This is a genomic window from Paenibacillus plantiphilus (genome assembly GCF_927798095.1).
Taxonomy (GTDB): Bacteria; Bacillota; Bacilli; order Paenibacillales; family Paenibacillaceae; genus Paenibacillus_Z; species Paenibacillus_Z plantiphilus.
In genome coordinates, this window is sequence record NZ_CAKMMF010000010.1 from 144,366 (window position 1) to 161,610 (window position 17,245).

A 17,245-nucleotide genomic window follows, 5' to 3' on the forward strand; every position below is an offset into this window, starting at 1 on the left:
GCGGGATGATTTGTCCAACTTGTACATATACTGTTATCAACCATTTAGACGGTCGCTGCATCATAGGAGAGCGATAACGGTATTGCAGGATGCAGGGAGAGGTGAAGGCTGTGGAGCGATTTACGAATAATCGGTTTTTTGCGGGTCTTGTATACATCATTCTTGGCCTGATTACGCTCTTCCTGCTCCTGCAGATCAAACCAATTATTGTCCATGTATATGATTTTCTGAAGGCGGTGCTTGCGCCATTTCTAATTGCGATGATTATTTCGTATGTGCTTAATCCCATCGTTAGCCTTCTTAACGAGCGCAAGGTTCCCCGGACGGTTGCGGTATTGTTAATTTATGCGATGTTCTGCGCTTCTCTTACGGTAGTGCTGCTGAATGCGATTCCGATGTTTCTTGAGCAAATGCAGCAATTGAACCATCACATGCCGGATTTGACGATGCGGGCGCAAAGCTTGGTGAATGATCTCAACAACTCATCTCTTCTGCCGGAAAGTCTGCGAAGCGGAATTAATAATTCACTCTATAAGCTGGAGAAGCAGGCGTCTGAGGCGACGTTCAACTTCATTAATAATATCGGGGCAATGCTGAATGTCGTATTCGTGGCGTTTATTATTCCTTTTCTGGCCTTCTATATTCTGAAGGACTTTGATGTGTTCGAGCGAACGGTGCTCACTTATGTGCCGAAGCCTCATCGGAAGCATGCTGTCCGCTTGCTAAAGGACATTGATAACGCGCTGGGCAGTTATATACGGGGACAATTTCTCGTTTGCGTCATTGTTGGCATGCTGGCGTATATCGGATATCTCTGTATCGGAATGCCTTACTCGCTGCTGCTGGCAAGCGTTGTGGCCATTACGAATATCATTCCGTACCTGGGACCGTTCTTTGGAGCGGCGCCAGCTCTGCTGGTCGCATCGACGATTTCGTTGAAAATGATGCTTTTTGTAGTTGTCATTAATACGATCTGCCAAATTCTCGAAGGGAATATTATTTCTCCGCAGGTGGTCGGTCGAACACTTCATATGCACCCGCTATCTATTATTTTTGCGCTGCTTGTGGGAGGACAAATCGCCGGCATTGTGGGGATGATTCTGGCTGTTCCGATCTTCGCTGCCGTCAAGGTGGTCATCCAGCATATGTTCGCTTATTATGTGAGACGAAAGACGATTTGACAGCATCCGGCAAGTGCCGATATACTAGCGTTAGCATTGCAATTTCATGATTCCAAATCGAGGATGAAACTTTAGTAGGCCATAGCCCGCCAATCAGAGAAAGAATTTCATCGCGTGCGTGATTACAGCGCACCGTTGGCTGCGAGAATTCTAATGGCGAAGAATGGCTGAATGCTGGTTTCGGAGTGTGAATGAACTTCACCGGGTAGATCCGTTAATGTCTGTAAGAGGAGATTGCCGATTCACATTTGCCGTTAAGGGGATGGTTGAAGCAATAACCAGGGTGGTACCGCGATATGATTCGTCCCTGTTTTTGGGGGCGTTTTTTTTATTTTTATTTAACAATGGAGGCTGAATCGTATGAAAGCAAGTGAAATCCGGTCCAAGTGGCTGACTTTCTTCGAAGGCAAAGGCCATAAAATTGAACCAAGCGCCTCGCTCGTACCGCATAATGATCCATCCCTGCTCTGGATCAATGCCGGGATGGCGCCGCTCAAGGCTTATTTTGACGGACGAGTTATTCCGGACAACCCGCGTATCGCCAACTCGCAGAAGTGTATACGTACGAATGATATTGAGAATGTAGGCAAGACTCGCCGCCACCATACATTCTTTGAAATGCTGGGCAACTTCTCTATTGGCGATTATTTCAAAGAAGAGGTCATCACGTGGGCATGGGAGTTTCTGACGAACCCGCAATGGATCGGCTTTGATCGGGACCGCTTGTCTGTGACTGTATATCCTGAGGATGAGGAAGCGTTCCGCTTCTGGAATGAGAAGATTGGCCTTCCAGCGGAGCGAATCTACAAGCTGGACGAGAATTTCTGGGATATCGGAGAAGGTCCGTGCGGGCCATGTACGGAAATTTTCTATGATCGCGGTGACAAATATGGCGACCTCAATGACCCGGAATGCTGGCCAGGCGGTGAGAATGAACGATTCCTGGAAGTGTGGAATCTCGTGTTCTCGCAGTTCAATCATAATAAGGATGGCAGCTATACGCCGCTTCCGAATAAAAATATTGATACTGGAGCAGGGCTGGAGCGATTTGCTTCCATTCTGCAGGATGTCGATTCAAATTTCGATACCGACCTGTTCGTTCCGATTATAGACCGGATATGCGAAATTGCCGGTGTGAAATACCATGTGAATGATGAGCATGATGTAGCGTTGAAGGTTATTGCTGACCATATTCGTACGGTTGTCTTCGCTGTCGGAGACGGCGTAGTGCCGACGAATGATGGGCGAGGCTATGTGATCAGAAGGCTGCTTCGCCGTGCGGTCCGTTACGGGAAGAAGCTTGGCGTAGATCGTCCATTCCTGCATGAGCTTGTCGGGACTGTCGGCGATGTGATGGGTGTTTATTATGCGGATGTAGTGGAGAAACGCGAATATATCGAGAAGATCATCCGTTTGGAGGAGGAGCGGTTTCATGAGACGTTATCCGATGGCCTGGCGCTCCTCTCCAACCTAGTTGAGGCTGCTTCCAATGCTGGCAAGCAGGAGATAAGCGGCGGGGATGCGTTCAAGCTGTATGACACCTTCGGGTTCCCTTATGATCTGACAGAGGATTATGCTTCCGAGCATGGAATGACTGTTGATCGTGCTGGCTTCGATGCCGCAATGGAAGTGCAGCGCAGCACATCGCGCGGCGCTCATCAAGCCTCTGCCGGAATGAGTGTTCAAGGAGGACCGCTGGCGGACTTTACAGGGAAATCCGAGTTCATCGGCTATGATGAGCTGACGAATGAGGAAGCGACGATAATTGCCATAGTAGAAGGCACAGAGATGGTTGAATCAGCAGGGACGGGCAGTCAAGTGCTGCTTGTGCTCGATCGGACACCGTTCTATGCCGAAAGCGGGGGTCAAGTTGGCGATAAAGGGATCATCACTGGATCGGGTTTCTCAATCGCTGTTCAGGATGTTACCAAAGCGCCTCATGGCCAGCCGGTGCATCATGCAGTTGTTACGAGCGGCACAGTCGCCGTTGGCAGTACTGTACAGGCTGTCGTAGCGGCTGACACGCGTGAAGCTACAATTAAGAATCATACGGCGACTCATTTGCTGCACCGCGCGCTCAAGGATGTGCTGGGCGAGCACGTCAATCAAGCGGGCTCGCTCGTTGAGCCTGATCGGCTGCGGTTTGACTTCTCGCATTTCGGCAGCATTAGTGCGGAGGAGCTTGCGGATATTGAACGACGGGTGAATGAACAAATATGGCGCGGTACAACGCTTCAAATCGATTACAAATCGCTTGCTGAGGCCAAAGAGATGGGCGCAATGGCGCTCTTCGGAGAGAAATACGGCGATGTTGTGCGTGTTGTCAGGGTTGGCGATTACAGCATGGAGCTATGCGGCGGCTGTCACGTTGCGAATACAGCGCAAATCGGCTTGTTCAAGCTGGTGGGCGAAAGCGGAATCGGCTCAGGCGTGCGCCGTATAGAAGCACTTACTGGCCGTCATGCTTACCTGCATATGGAGGGCCAACTGGAGCTGTTGAAGCAAGCGGCAGCATTATTGAAGTCCAACGTGAACGAGGTTCCAAAAAGGATCGAAGCGCTGCATGGACAAGTGAAGGAGCTAGGCCGCGAGAATGAATCGCTGCAGAGCAAGCTTGGGCGCATTGAAGCGGGCTCCCTGGAAGAGAAGGCAAAGACGGTTGGCGGCGTAACGATGCTGGCTGCACAGGTTAACGCTCCATCCATGGATGCTCTGCGCGGCATCGTCGATGAGCTGAGAGCGAAGCTCGGCAGCGCTGTAATCGTACTTGCTGCTGCTGCAGAGGATAAAGTGAACCTGGTTGCAGCTGTTTCTCCTGATCTTGTGAAGCAAGGATTCCATGCTGGAAAGATCATCAAGGAAGCAGCGGCGGCATGCGGCGGCGGCGGCGGCGGACGTCCAGATATGGCACAAGCCGGAGGTAAAGACTCATCGAAAATGAATGAAGCGCTTCAAATTGCCGAAGAACTGGTTCTCTCACAGTCAAATGTGATATGATATGGTTATGAATCGGCTGTTAAGCGGCTTGGAAAGTGAGGTGCTGGTGATGAATTCAATGGACAAAACAATGAAATTCGATGTGAAGGCAGAAGGAATGGAAGCTTCTTCGAAGGAGATATTGCTGTCTGTATATGATTCGCTGCAGGAGAAGGACTACAATCCGATCAACCAGATCGTCGGCTATTTGCTGTCCGGAGACCCCGCATACATTCCGCGTCACAACAACGCCAGAAGTCTTATTCGCAGGAAAGAACGTGACGAGTTGATTGAAGAGCTTGTTCGTTCCTATTTAAGTCAGCACCGCAACTAGCGTTTTGCCAAGAAGAAAGGTCGTGAGTCGTATGCGCTTGATGGGGCTGGATTACGGCGATCGCAATATTGGTGTCGCCGTCAGCGATGCATTCGGCTGGACCGGGCAAGGCGTCGGCGTCGTTCAGAAACGACGTGACAACGGTGAGTTTGAAGCTATTGCGAACCTGGTTCGCGAATATGAAGTGAGCGAGATCGTGGTTGGTTTGCCGAAGAACATGAATGGCACCATCGGTCCGCGTGGCGAAATTTGCATCGCATTCGCACAAGAGTTGCATCAAAGGCTAAATGTACCCGTTCACCTTTGGGACGAACGGCTGACAACGGTCGCGGCCGAGCGAACATTGCTCGAAGCGGATGTCAGCCGAAAGAAGCGAAAGCAAGTGATAGACAAAATGGCGGCAACGCTAATTTTGCAAAATTATCTCGATTCTAAAACGAAAAGGTGAGGGTAACGATGACAAAGGACGACATGCAGTACGAAGAGCCGGAAATCATCTATATTCCGGATGAAGAAGGCAACGAGGAAGAATTCGAGGTAGTCATGAAGTTCGAGGTAGACGGCTCTGACCAGAAATATATGATGGTAGTTCCGCTTCATTCTGAATCCGAAGATGAGGATGAAGAAGCTGATGAGGTCTACGCTTTCCGTTATGAGGAAGATGGCGACGAACTGAAGCTCTATACGATTGAAGATGAAGAAGAGTGGAATATGGTTGAAGAAACGTTCAATACGCTCCTTGCGGAGATCGATGAGAACGATTAAAGAATATCCTTGGAGCGGAAGGAGTGCTTGACGTGTCCGAGGTTGTGAAGACATTCAGACTACGGGAAGTCTACGGAAAAGAAGTTGAGCTTGTGAGTGAAGAGGGCAATTCGGAGCCATTCCGTATTGTTGCGGAGTTTACAATAGGCGAGACGATGTATGCGGGACTGCAGTCTGAGGCTATGCGCAAGAATGATGAAGCAGCTTTCTTCCGCATTATTATCAGTGATGAAGGAGAGCCTGTGCTCGAATCTATCGAGGATGAGGATGAGTGGGAGCTCGCTGCTGAAGCATTTGATGACCTGATGTTTGCAGGTGATGAGCGCCCTTAGGTGCATGTACCGTCCCATAATGAAATAAGGAATGGAAGGGCGGCCCCAAACCGCCCTTTTTCCGCGAATCTTGATGTATGTAGAATCGGAGGATACAGTTTTGGATCGAACAGAGCAGCAGCCGGTTGAAGATAAGAAGCCGGTTCAGAGCAAGAAGCGGGGGCCGGGGCCATCTCGTGCTCGAATTACAGCTTGGGTCATATTGACATTGATTGGCCTTATGGTGACTGCTGTAGGAGGAGTCGCGCTTTATATCTGGAATGGTTTGCGTCCTGCCTCGGATGGGGCTGTTATTCAAATGGAGCTTAAGACGGGAATGTCGCCATTTGATTTCGCCGAGGGTCTTGAGGAAAAGGGAATTATCAGGGATGCATTCTTGTTCAAATATTATTTGCGACTGAAGGATGAGGGACCTGGGTTTCAGGCAGGTGTATACGAGCTGAGGCCAGGAATGGACAAGGATTCCATCATTGCGAAGCTGAATGCGGGAGAGACCTTGAAGAAGGAAACGGTTCGCTTCACGATTCCAGAGGGCTTCACTGTGGAACAGATTGCGGATACGCTCGCCAAAGCAGGGATTGCGGATAAGAATGCTTTCATCGCGCTTGCTAATACCGACAGAGCTTGGGGAGATATTGATACGGTTCGCAGTATTCCGAAAGACAACAAGGAAATGCGTCATCGTCTGGAAGGTTATTTGTTCCCTGAGACTTATGAGCTTGAGAAGGAAAGCAAGCCAGAGGCGATCATTCTTCGCATGCTGCAGGAGATGGATCGCAAGCTCGATACATTACCTGAGAATTGGGTGGATACGATGGCGGAGCGTAAGCTGGATTATCATTCCCTGCTTACGATTGCATCGCTTGTTGAGCGAGAGGTTGTCGTCGATGAGGAACGGCCAATTGTAGCAAGCATTATTTTTAATCGCATAAAGAAAGACATGCTGCTGCAAATTGACGCAACGGTGCAATATTCGTTAGACAAGCCTAAAGAGCGGCTGTTTGAGAAAGACTTATTAGTAGACAGCCCATATAATACGTATCAGAACAAGGGTCTGCCGCCTGGACCGATTGCTTCACCAAGCATCAAGTCGATTGAAGCTGTTCTATTCCCGGCAGATACGGATTATTTCTACTACGTAACGAAGAAGGATGGCAGCAACGGGCATTTGTTTGCAAAAACGCTCAGAGAGCATAACCGTAATATTAAGAAAAGCAATGAAATTGCCGAGTAGGGAGAAATAGAAGATGACAACCAAGCCAGAGCTGCTGACAAGCGCGGCTTCCCTGGAAGAGATGAAGCGTTTGATCGAAGCGGGAGCGAATGCGTTTGTTATCGGCGAAGCTCGATACGGACTGCGGCTGGCAGGCGAATTTAACATCTCCATGATTGCTGAGGCTGTTAAGCTTGCTCATCCAAGAGGGGTGCGCATCTATGCCGCGCTGAACAATCTGATGGATAATGAGACTGTAGAGATGCTGCCCTCCTATATTAGCAGCTTGAAGGATGCAGGCGTCGATGCACTCGTATTCGGTGATCCCGCCGTTCTTATGGCAGCACGGAGTGCTGCGCCAGAGATGGCGCTGCATTGGAATGCCGAGATGACCTCGACCAACTATCAGACGGCCAACTACTGGGGACGCAGAGGTGCTGTCAGATTCGTGCTTGCACGAGAGCTTAACATGGATCAGGTTCTGGAAGTCAAGGAGCAGACATCGCTTGAGGTGCAGGTTCAGGTGCATGGACTTACTAATATTTATCACTCCAAGAGACCGCTTGTCCAAAGCTATTTGGAGCATCAGGATGATACGGATAATCAACCGGAGGAAACGGGTGCGAATGAGCAGAAACGCGCCGTGTATCGTGAGGATGAACGGTATTTGATTGAAACAGAACGTCCGGATGAACGATTTCCGATCTATGAGGACTTCAACGGCACTCACATTATGAGCTCGGATGATCTGTGCATGCTTGAGAATTTGCATGAGCTGATGGAGGCTGGCATCGACAGCTTCAAAATCGAAGGTCTGCTGAAATCGACTTCATACAATGAAGCGGTCATTCACGCTTACCGATCAGCAATAGATGCCTATTGCACAGCGCCGGAGCAGTATGAGTTCCAGGAGCAATGGCTGGATTCGATCAAGGAGCTGCAGAATCCGGCAAGAGAGCTTTCCTACGGATTTTTCTATAAGGAGCAAGTGTATTAATGGAGGAGCGGCCTGACATCAGGCTTGATGTTTAGTTCTTTTTGGGAGGTAACAAGAATGTCAATTCAGACGAAGCCCCGCAGCATAGGGAAACGTCATAGACTTGCGAAGCCCGAGCTGCTCGCGCCTGCGGGCAATTTGGAAAAGCTGAAATTCGCTGTTCATTATGGAGCTGATGCAGTCTATATCGGCGGACAGAAATATGGGCTTCGTTCCAATGCTGATAATTTCAGCTTCGCGGAAATGAAGGAAGGCGTCGAGTTCGCGAAGCAATATGGAGCGAAGGTGTTTGTAGCAACGAATATTTATGCGCATAATGAGGATATCGCGGGCTTGGAACAATATTTGCGGGCTCTTGAGGAGGCGGGAATTGCCGCGATTATTGCGGCTGATCCTATCATAATTGAGACAGCGCAGCGTGTTGCCCCTAAGCTTGAAGTTCATCTTAGCACACAGCAATCGACCTTGAACTGGCAGGCAGTGAAATTCTGGAAGGAAGAAGGGCTTCCTCGCGTCGTGCTTGCCCGTGAGACCAGTATTGAAGATATTGCGCAGATCAAAGCCAATGTGGATATCGAGATTGAAGCGTTCATACATGGCGCAATGTGTTCCTCGTTCTCCGGACGCTGCGTATTATCCAATCACTTTACGGACAGGGATTCCAATCGGGGAGGCTGCTCGCAGTCCTGCCGCTGGAAGTATGATATTTTCGAGGAAGATATGCCAATGTTTAGTTCGGAAGAGGATAAATTTACGATGGGCTCCAAGGATCTGTGTATGCTGGAGTATATACCGGATTTAATTGATGTCGGTGTTGACAGCTTTAAGATTGAAGGCCGAATGAAAAGTCTGCACTACGTCGCGACAGTAGTGAATGCATATCGTCAAGCAATCGATTCTTATATGGCTGATCCAGAGCATTATGAATTGAAGCAGGAATGGCTGGACGATATTCATAAAGCGGCTAATAGACCACTGAATACGGGGTTCTTCTATGATACTCCGGGTGCTGAGGATCATATTTATGAGCCTGAGGAAAAGCAGGCGCCGTATGATTTCGCAGGTGTCGTGCTGTCTTATGATGCAGAGAGCGGTCTTGCTGTCGTTCAGCAACGGAATCACTTCAAGCCAGGTCATGAAGTGGAGTTCTTCGGACCGCATGGCACCTTCTTTAAGCAAATCGTCAATGAGATAGCTGATGAAGCCGGAAATCCGCTAGATGCGGCGCGACACCCGCTTCAGCATATAGTCATCAAGACGGAGCAGCCGGTGAAACCGATGGATATGATGCGCAAGCGTGTTCGTCCATAGATAATATGAACGGGTTATCCCACCCTTTTCTGTTACCCATTATTGGCAGAAAAGGGTGGTTTATTATGTCTTTAGCATGAATTGCTGATCGTTATAACAACTGATAGTCTGAAAACCGATATAAGTGGTACGGTGAACAAAATTGCGCATAAAGTCATGGGTATATAGGAGGATTTTGATGAATTGTGTCGAATTTTCCCAGAAGAGTGACTGATTGTTCAGCAATACTGGGATACCTACAACCGGCTAATTACAGCATGGGATTCCAACAATAGTTAAGGCGGGTGTCTGTGATGAAGAAAAAAAATGAGTTCGAAAAAATGAAAACGCAACCAATCAAATCGGCTGAAAGCAATAAGTCACGCTATAAGGCAGCGTTGCAAGGAATGAAGGCTCTCAAGGAGATGAAGCTGGGTAATCCTATGAAATCGATTGGGATTAAATTGTTTTTAATTATTTTTTCTGCGATTCTGATTTGTGTTCTGGTTGTTGGATTGTTCTCGTATTCGACGTCGAAATCGATCATTCAGGAGAAAGTGACGGATTCGAGCTCTGTGGCAATCGCGCAGTCTGTCGGCAAGCTTGATCTTATGTTCGATAATTATGAGAATTTGACCATGCAGATGCTGGTGGATAAAAATTTGCAGGATCAATTGCGTCTAATGAGCCGTTCGACTGATGTATATGAGAAGTTCCAAGCGAAGAAGAAGCTGAGTGATATGCTTCTGGCTTACCTGATGGGCAATGATACAATTGCGGGAGGAAGCATCATACCCGTGAGAGAGGGAGAAACGAGTACAACATTTGGTACTACTTCGATTGATGGTGAAACCGCTCAGAAATCGGAGTGGATGAAAGAGGTTATCGCTCAGGATGGACGGATCCTATGGCTGCCAACCAAATCGAAGGGGTATAATGAATTCTCGAAAAAGCCGACATTTGCGATTGGCCGCGTTCTGAAAAATTTAACGACTGGCGATAGCAATTATGTTCTCATCATTGAAATTTATTTGGACCAGATCTCGAAGCAGCTGGCTGATGTGCAGCTTGGCGATGGCAGTAAAGTTATCATTGTGGACAGCAATAATAAAGTAATGTTCGATAATAACCATGAGAATCTGGAGAAGGATGCAGTTATCAAAATTCCAGGCGCGGCTGAGAAAGGGTCGTTCGAAGCCCTTTCGGCTGGGCAAGAGGTTCTCACCATACACAATAAATTTAAATCAGTTAATTGGCATCTGGTCGGTGAAATTCCGGTAGACGAGCTGGTAAAGGATGCCAAAAAAATTCGGGATATGACCTATCTGATGGCTGGTATTGCAGCCGTGCTGGCTATTTTGATTGGCTTTTTCGTTATTCGAATGGTCGCGATTCCGCTTGTTAAGCTGCGCAACCTGATGAATGAAGGCGAACGCGGCAATTTGTATGTACGATCAACGGTTAGACAGAAGGATGAGATTGGTCAGCTTTCGCAAAGCTTCAATCAGATGATGGCGCAAATTACTTCACTCGTAACCCATGCCAATCAATCGGCACAGGACGTGCTTGCTACCGCAGGCGAATTGACGGATGCTTCCAAGAAAACAGCGACGTCCGCCAAGGAAATTGCTGTGGCAACGGAAGAGATAGCGGAAGGGGCAACTAATCTTGCCGTTGAAGCCGAAAAGGGCAGCGACTTAACCAATGAAATTAGTGTGCAGATGGCGCATGTAATAAGCTCCAATGAGCATATGGGCATTGCGGCTGCAGAGGTTGAGAAAGCGAGTCAGCAGGGTACAGCTTATATGAATATTCTGATCGAGAAGACCGGTGTGACCGAAGAGATGACGCGTTCAATGGTCGATAAGGTGGATCGATTGAAGGAAAGCACGCGTTCCATTCGTAAAATTCTCGATGTGCTGGACAATATGACAAAGCAAACGAACATCCTGTCGTTGAATGCAACTATAGAGGCGGCGAGAGCAGGTACGGCGGGGAAAGGCTTTATGGTTGTCGCTGACGAAATTCGTAAGCTTGCGGATCAATCACGGCAGTCCATCGACGTTGTTGCTCGAATAACCGATGTGATCCAACAGGAAATCGATGAAACTGTTCAAGTGCTGTCGGATGCCTATCCGATATTCAAGGAGCAAATTCAATCGGTAAAAGAGGCGAATCAGATTTTCTTGACGGTACAAAACCAAATGAGTGGTTTTGTAACGAAGCTGGATTCTGTTACTGATTCAATCGGCAATCTTAATCTGTCTCAGCGCGTACTGTCGGAAGCGATGGAGAGTGTGAGCGCAGTTGCCGAGGAAGCTTCGGCAACATCCCAGGAAGTAGCTTCGCTTAGCAACGAGCAGACGAATATTAGTGAAGGGCTCGTCGAGCTGTCCGACAAGCTCGGCGCTGTCTCAGCCGATCTTAAGGAATCATTGTCTCGCTTCCGTACATAAAGGGAGGATTTGGGCCTCCGATCGCTGTTGTTCCTGTGAAAGGAGGATTTGGGCTTCCGATCGCTGTTGTTCCTGGATTTCTTGATTTAATAACCGATGTCTCGGTTGAAATCCAGGAACAAAGGCGAACGCTTGCGCTTCTCCAACTCCAAACCTCCCCACCTAAATAAGATCAAACCCAAGATCAAACCCAAGATCAAAAGCAACATTAGATCAAAGCAAAAATCGTTCCTTGCAACGAATGAGGAGTAGCAACTCCCATTCTAGCAAGGAACGATTTTTTTTGATGGTTTAGTCATTGTATTGGTTGTAATTCATTGTTAGTTGCGGTTGGATGTGAAGATCATAATGTACTTGACCAGTGTGAGCAGGGAGATTAGCGCTGCTGCCACGTAGGTAAGTGCTGCCGCGTTGAGCACTTTGGCTACGCCGCGCTCTTCTTCGTTGCGGATAAAACCCTCTGCAACCATCAGCTCTCGTGCTCTGCTGCTGGCATTGAATTCGACAGGCAAGGTCACAAGCTGGAACGCAACCGCTGCGGAGAAGAATATGATTCCTATGCCAATCAAATTCAAGGAGCTGAACAGGAAACCCGCGATCAACAGGAAGGGAGCCGCCCCTGATGCGAACCGAACGACTGGAAACATTCGATGGCGCAATGTCAGCATCGGGTAGTGCTGCTGATGCTGTATGGCATGCCCAACCTCGTGGCACGCAACGGAGATGGCCGAGATCGAGCTCTCGTAATAAACAGGCTCGGATAATCTTACTATTCTCTGTGTGGGATCGTAATGGTCAGAGAGCTTGCCTGGTACTGGCTCGACAGGAACGTCATGCAGTCCGTTATTGTCGAGCAGCCTTCTGGCTGCTTCGTAGCCTGTCAATCCGCTCATGCTTTTTACTTCCGACCATCGGTTAAAGGTGCCGCTGACCCGGAATTGAGCCCAGAGGGAAAGAATAAAGGCTATTATAATCAGAATGTCCATAGGATGAAAGAACATGGTGGTTTCCTCCATTTCTATTGCTGTTATTCTGTGTTGCATAATGGATGACTACATTAGACCGCTCTTGTTCATTAAAAGCATTAACGCCTCGACACAAGCCGCAGATTGAGGCACGATTCGCTTGAACAGCTTCTGAGCCTGCTTGGGCTTGAGCTGGTTAATAACCGGTTCAAGCTCCTGTACCTCGCGCTGAAGCCGTTCCAGCTGCAGCTGAAGGTCGGTGAGCTTGCTTGATACCTCTTCTTCGGCCGAAATCTTGCGCCAATCCTTCAGGCTCGCTCTGATTTCATCGAGTGTATATTTGTCTTTCTTTAATTGATCGATACGCTTGAGGCGAAGCAAGGTGTCATCACTGTATAGGCGGTAATTTTTGGCTGAGCGACGTTCTGGTTCAATTAACCCCATAGATGTATAGAAATCAATTGTGCGCGGGCTGATGTCTGCTATCTTGGCGAGTTCTCCAATTCGATACAATGGTTTGTTTGCCAACGTCATCACCTTCTTTCGTTACATTCATACGGTTCGTTGATCACCTTATCTTATGATACCGAACTCTGAACCATACAGTCAAACGTTATACTTCTATTCGAAGAATATGTAACAAAGCTGACATACATTTCAGTAAACCATATGAGGCGCTGTTTAAACACGGTACGACGATGTAACCGGATCTCAATTGGCGAAAGGCGAAGGATCGTGTGAGAAAAAGAGGAAATTTTGTTCCAAACACGCCAAAAACTTAACATTCGACTGCATTTTCAAAGCTAATGTTAGATATTTTTATTGAAATCATAAAAACTGTATTGTCAAACTGAGCACTTCTGACTATAATGACATTAAGCCTTTCATATCATGTGAATAAAGATAACATTTAGGGAGTGGTCATTGTGGTCAAGAAAGTAGCAGTAGCTTTAGGTGTTCTATCTCTGGTGTTCCCGACAATGGCTTTTGCGGCGGATGAAGCATCCTCTCAAATGCTTAATATGGGGTTGAATACACTATGGATCCTCATCGCAGCAATTCTCGTCATTTTAATGCAAGGCGGCTTTATCCTTCTCGAAGCTGGATCGACACGAATGAAAAATGCGGGTCACGTAGCTGGTAAGACGATCTTCACAATAGGACTTTGTTCCCTCGTTTATTGGGCTGTTGGATACGGCATTACATTTGGTACGGATAATGTCGAGAATGAAACGTTAAGCAATATTATTGGTTGGGGCAGCTTTTTCTTTGATCCTTCCATTGCTGGAGATCCACTGAATGAGAATTATCCGACATCGGTATTCTTCTTGTTCCAATTAGCTTTTGCAGCGATTTCGTTGTCGATTGCATGGGGTGGATTCGCGGAACGCGCGAAATTGTCCTCCTACCTGGTATTTACGGTATTGTTCGTAGCTGTTATCTATCCGGTTGTTGCTCACTGGATCTGGGGCGGCGGCTGGCTGGCTCAAGACGGAGCACAAGACTATGCAGGCTCGACTGTAGTTCACTTAACGGGTGCGCTTGCCGCTTTCGCAGCGACAGTATTGTTGAAGCCTCGTATCGGCAAGTTCAACAAGGATGGGTCCGCGAATGAGATTCTTGGACACAACCAGGTATACAGCGCTTTGTCTGTACTTCTTCTGTGGGTCGGCTGGTTCGGCTTCAATGCAGGCTCAGCAGTATCAGTCGGTGACGGTTTCTTCGCATACGTAGCATTCAATACACAATTGGGAGCTGCAGCGGGTGCGGTAGCAGCATTATTGATCTCATGGCTTATCACAGGAAAAGCCGATATAACGACAACGTTGAACGGTGCGCTTGCCGGTCTGGTCGCAATTACCGCATCCTGTGCCTTCGTTGATCCTTGGGCAGCTGTAGTAATCGGTCTTGTCGCTGGTGTGCTTGTATTCTTCAGTGTGAAATTTTTCGAGAAAATTAAAGTGGACGATCCAATTTACGCGCTTTCCGTTCACGGTATGGCTGGTATATGGGGTACGCTCGCTAACGGTATCTTCGCAACACAAGTTCTGGCTGACAAGGTCGGTGTTGGTCAAGGTGGTTTGATCGATACAGGCAGCTGGCATCAGCTGTGGGTGCAATTCGAATCCGTCGTTGTCGTTGGCGCATACGTACTGGGCGCTTCATTCTTGATCCTTGGCGTGATGAAGATGGTAATGGGATTCCGTGTAACGGAAGAGCAAGAAATTATCGGTCTGGATCTTTCCGAGCATGGTACTTACGGCTACCCTGAGCAAATGAAAAAAGCGCAACAAAATCTGTAATTGGCAATCTGACATCATCATCATGATTGAGAGGAGAAAGCCCCATGAGTGATCCGGGTGGCGCGCAGCTCCTGTCGCGAATCGGCTCGGCCGATGATATCGCAGCACTGCGCAGCTTGCGGGATGAAGTCCACGAGCAAATGGAAGCTCTTCTCTCTGAACAACCGGTTGAACAATTTTATGCGATTCTGAACGAGGCGCATGACGCTCTAATTAAGCGGACGATTGCCCTCGCGGAAGCTGATCTGGCACGGATGGGGAATTCTCCACCCGTGCCTTACGCATATTTATTGTTCGGGAGCGGCGGAAGAGAAGAGCAGACATTATCAAGCGATCAGGACAGTGGATTAATATATGATGATCCGGATGACGAGGCTGAACGGGAAACCGCACGGCAATATTTTGCAGATTTGACCCAATTAATTGTAGAAACGCTGCAGCAGGTGGGCTATCCTCCCTGTGAAGGCAATGTTATTAGCACGAATCCGGATTGGTGCTTGTCCCTGTCCGACTGGGACAACAAGCTGAACGGTTGGTTCGAGGAGCCGGATTGGGAGCGTGTGAGGTATTTGCTTATTGTGGCAGACAGCCGCTCCATCTATGGTGAAGATGAGCTGTTGGAGAAGCTCAAGGGTCTCTTCTTCTCCGACATGCTGGAAAATCCGGTTATCGTGCGTCACATGTTGAACAATACGATGCGTCACAAAGTGCTTGTCGGTGTATTCGGACAATTGCTCAGAGAGCGTTACGGTGAGGATGCAGGCAGCCTGGATGTGAAATACGGCGCGTATATTCCGATGGTAAACGCGATTCGCATGATGAGTATACGAGCAGGCTTGAGGGAAACATCGACGCTTGCCCGCATACATAGCCTTCATCTCATGGGCAAGCTGTCTGCTGATGATGCTTCAGCCTATACCGAGGCCTTTCGCTTGTTCATGCGACTGCGATTGATGGCGACAGAGCGTAGTTTGGATGGCATGTATATGAATAATGGCAAGCTGTCGAGCCGGAAGCTTACGAAGGAGCTGACTGATCAGCTCAAGACAGGGCTGCGAATCGGCAAGAAGCTGCAGCGGCGTGTATTCAGACAAATGAATGGCATGTTTTAGGTAAGGCGGAGGGATAAGCATGAAGGAGCAAAAAGGCGTCGGTCGAATGTGGCATTTGTATAAAATGGGCGGTATTACACCTGCTATCGCTTCGATGCTGGGTGCTCAGAACGCCCAGCAGATGGCTTTCATTCGCTCGATGTCCAAGGGACAGCGCAAGGAATCCATTATGGATCAGCCGTTGCGCGACATAGAGGTCGTTGTGTTCGATTTGGAGACGACGGGGTTCTACCCCAATAATGGAGATGAAATATTATCTGTAGGCGCTGTGACAATGAAGGGCGAGACATTCATTGAGAACCGTTCGTTCTACAGCTTGGTGAATCCGAAGCGCAAGGTTCCCAAGCATATTGCAGAGCTAACCGGCATTACGAATGATTTGGTAGCTGATGCCCCGGATTTGATGCAGGTGCTGCATGATTTTATGGAATTCGTCGGCAAAAGGATGCTTATCGCACATGCAAGCAGTCACGATAAGCAGTTTCTTGATGCTGCACTGTGGCGGACCTCCAAAGTCAATCTCACTCACCGGGTTCTGGACACGATGATGGTAGCCAAATGGCTGGAGCCCGGGCGCGACAGCTACAGTCTTGATGATCTCTTGGTTGACAATGGTATCGAAATAACGGAGCGTCACCATGCGCTAGAGGACTCCGTTATGACTGCCCAATTATGGCAACAGTATTTGAGGCGAATAACGGCTCGCAATGTTGTGACGCTTGGTGATTTATATGCTTACTTGAGCAAGCACTAATGGTTCGAAGGAGCTAGTGTCCTGATTGAATAGATAGGGCTGAACAACAGGGATATGGGGATTGTTTAGCGATATGATCCAATAGGAAGCAGCCGTGCTATATTGTATGCCGGTATAATCTGCTGCTGATGGTATTGGAAGGGAACCGGGATGACTATGGTAGAAGCCGACAAGCGATTGTCGGTTTTTTTGTATGGCATAATACGTGCTGATCCAGTCCTGCGGATGGAATAGGAAGCAGCGGGCGGAATCCGCCGCTGCGTTGCGGATCGGATAAATCGTGTTCACTTGAACAATTGAGTTGCCTTGTGAAGTGTGCTCGCTATTATTGCCAGGATTAATATGGTGTGCATGCTGTTCAGCGTATGCGAGTACGCCGCATGCCTCGTTTGGATATGCGGCCCTGCAAGCAGCTATTAGCTGGCTTCTGGCTTGCTCCGTTATCGCAGCGCCGGTTGCCTGAGCTGTGGCTGACTGGCGATATAAATCCGCTGTATTTTCGCGTGTCCATTGATTTATTTTCATATAGGCCCTTATCCTATCCTGAGATAGACCCATTATAGCGTA

At 48.3% G+C, this 17,245-nt stretch carries 16 protein-coding genes; 13 read left to right on the forward strand and 3 right to left on the reverse strand.

From position 1 onward, the window contains the following. The first annotated feature begins 110 nt into the window (after window positions 1-110). From L6H65_RS11050 to L6H65_RS11095, 10 genes are all read left to right on the forward strand, one after another. Entirely contained in the window at window positions 111-1,181 is a 1,071-nt protein-coding gene (locus L6H65_RS11050; RefSeq protein ID WP_236341796.1) for an AI-2E family transporter, read from the forward strand. 360 nt (window positions 1,182-1,541) lie between these two features. Continuing rightward, the gene (gene alaS, locus L6H65_RS11055) at window positions 1,542-4,178 is read left to right on the forward strand and encodes an alanine--tRNA ligase (protein ID WP_290370380.1); all 2,637 of its coding nucleotides are present in this window, start codon (window positions 1,542-1,544) and stop codon (window positions 4,176-4,178) included. Between the two features lie 49 nt (window positions 4,179-4,227). Continuing rightward, a complete protein-coding gene (locus L6H65_RS11060) occupies window positions 4,228-4,491 on the forward strand; it encodes an IreB family regulatory phosphoprotein (RefSeq protein WP_236341927.1) in 264 nt (87 codons plus the stop codon). Between the two features lie 31 nt (window positions 4,492-4,522). Continuing rightward, a complete protein-coding gene (gene ruvX, locus L6H65_RS11065) occupies window positions 4,523-4,939 on the forward strand; it encodes a Holliday junction resolvase RuvX (RefSeq protein WP_236341937.1) in 417 nt (138 codons plus the stop codon). Window positions 4,940-4,947: 8 nt separating this feature from the next. Next, window positions 4,948-5,256: a DUF1292 domain-containing protein gene (locus L6H65_RS11070; RefSeq protein ID WP_236341799.1), complete on the forward strand. Its 309-nt coding sequence runs from the start codon at window positions 4,948-4,950 to the stop codon at window positions 5,254-5,256. 32 nt (window positions 5,257-5,288) lie between these two features. Continuing rightward, window positions 5,289-5,588, forward strand: a complete 300-nt coding sequence (locus L6H65_RS11075) for a DUF1292 domain-containing protein (protein ID WP_236341801.1) — start codon at window positions 5,289-5,291, stop codon at window positions 5,586-5,588. A gap of 100 nt (window positions 5,589-5,688) precedes the next feature. Continuing rightward, the gene (mltG, locus tag L6H65_RS11080; protein ID WP_307728326.1) at window positions 5,689-6,822 is read left to right on the forward strand and encodes an endolytic transglycosylase MltG; all 1,134 of its coding nucleotides are present in this window, start codon (window positions 5,689-5,691) and stop codon (window positions 6,820-6,822) included. 13 nt (window positions 6,823-6,835) lie between these two features. Further along, on the forward strand, window positions 6,836-7,798 hold the full coding sequence (locus L6H65_RS11085) for a peptidase U32 family protein (protein WP_236341803.1): 963 nt from the start codon (window positions 6,836-6,838) through the stop codon (window positions 7,796-7,798). Window positions 7,799-7,855: 57 nt separating this feature from the next. Beyond that, complete coding sequence (locus tag L6H65_RS11090) at window positions 7,856-9,109, forward strand: peptidase U32 family protein (RefSeq protein WP_236341805.1); 1,254 nt, start codon at window positions 7,856-7,858, stop codon at window positions 9,107-9,109. 320 nt (window positions 9,110-9,429) lie between these two features. Then, complete coding sequence (locus L6H65_RS11095) at window positions 9,430-11,544, forward strand: methyl-accepting chemotaxis protein (protein WP_236341814.1); 2,115 nt, start codon at window positions 9,430-9,432, stop codon at window positions 11,542-11,544. 320 nt (window positions 11,545-11,864) lie between these two features. Here L6H65_RS11095 and L6H65_RS11100 read toward each other — a convergent pair whose 3' ends face one another. Then, window positions 11,865-12,545, reverse strand: a complete 681-nt coding sequence (locus L6H65_RS11100) for a zinc metallopeptidase (RefSeq protein ID WP_236341816.1) — start codon at window positions 12,543-12,545, stop codon at window positions 11,865-11,867. Window positions 12,546-12,596: 51 nt separating this feature from the next. Beyond that, window positions 12,597-13,043: a MerR family transcriptional regulator gene (locus L6H65_RS11105; RefSeq protein ID WP_236341818.1), complete on the reverse strand. Its 447-nt coding sequence runs from the start codon at window positions 13,041-13,043 to the stop codon at window positions 12,597-12,599. A 392-nt stretch (window positions 13,044-13,435) separates the two neighbouring features. Here L6H65_RS11105 and L6H65_RS11110 point away from each other — a divergent pair, with 392 nt between their 5' ends. The 3 genes from L6H65_RS11110 to L6H65_RS11120 are packed head-to-tail and all read left to right on the forward strand — an operon-like array spanning window position 13,436 to window position 16,678. Beyond that, a complete protein-coding gene (locus tag L6H65_RS11110; RefSeq protein WP_236341820.1) occupies window positions 13,436-14,812 on the forward strand; it encodes an ammonium transporter in 1,377 nt (458 codons plus the stop codon). Window positions 14,813-14,856: 44 nt separating this feature from the next. Next, window positions 14,857-15,924, forward strand: coding sequence for a DUF294 nucleotidyltransferase-like domain-containing protein (locus L6H65_RS11115; protein WP_236341823.1), 1,068 nt, complete (start codon window positions 14,857-14,859; stop codon window positions 15,922-15,924). A 19-nt stretch (window positions 15,925-15,943) separates the two neighbouring features. Continuing rightward, a complete protein-coding gene (locus L6H65_RS11120; RefSeq protein ID WP_236341825.1) occupies window positions 15,944-16,678 on the forward strand; it encodes a 3'-5' exonuclease in 735 nt (244 codons plus the stop codon). On the opposite strand, the gene L6H65_RS11125 is transcribed toward L6H65_RS11120, so the two are convergent. Further along, entirely contained in the window at window positions 16,652-17,203 is a 552-nt protein-coding gene (locus L6H65_RS11125) for a M67 family metallopeptidase (protein ID WP_236341827.1), read from the reverse strand. The genes L6H65_RS11120 and L6H65_RS11125 overlap by 27 nt on opposite strands. Window positions 17,204-17,245 lie beyond the last annotated feature (42 nt).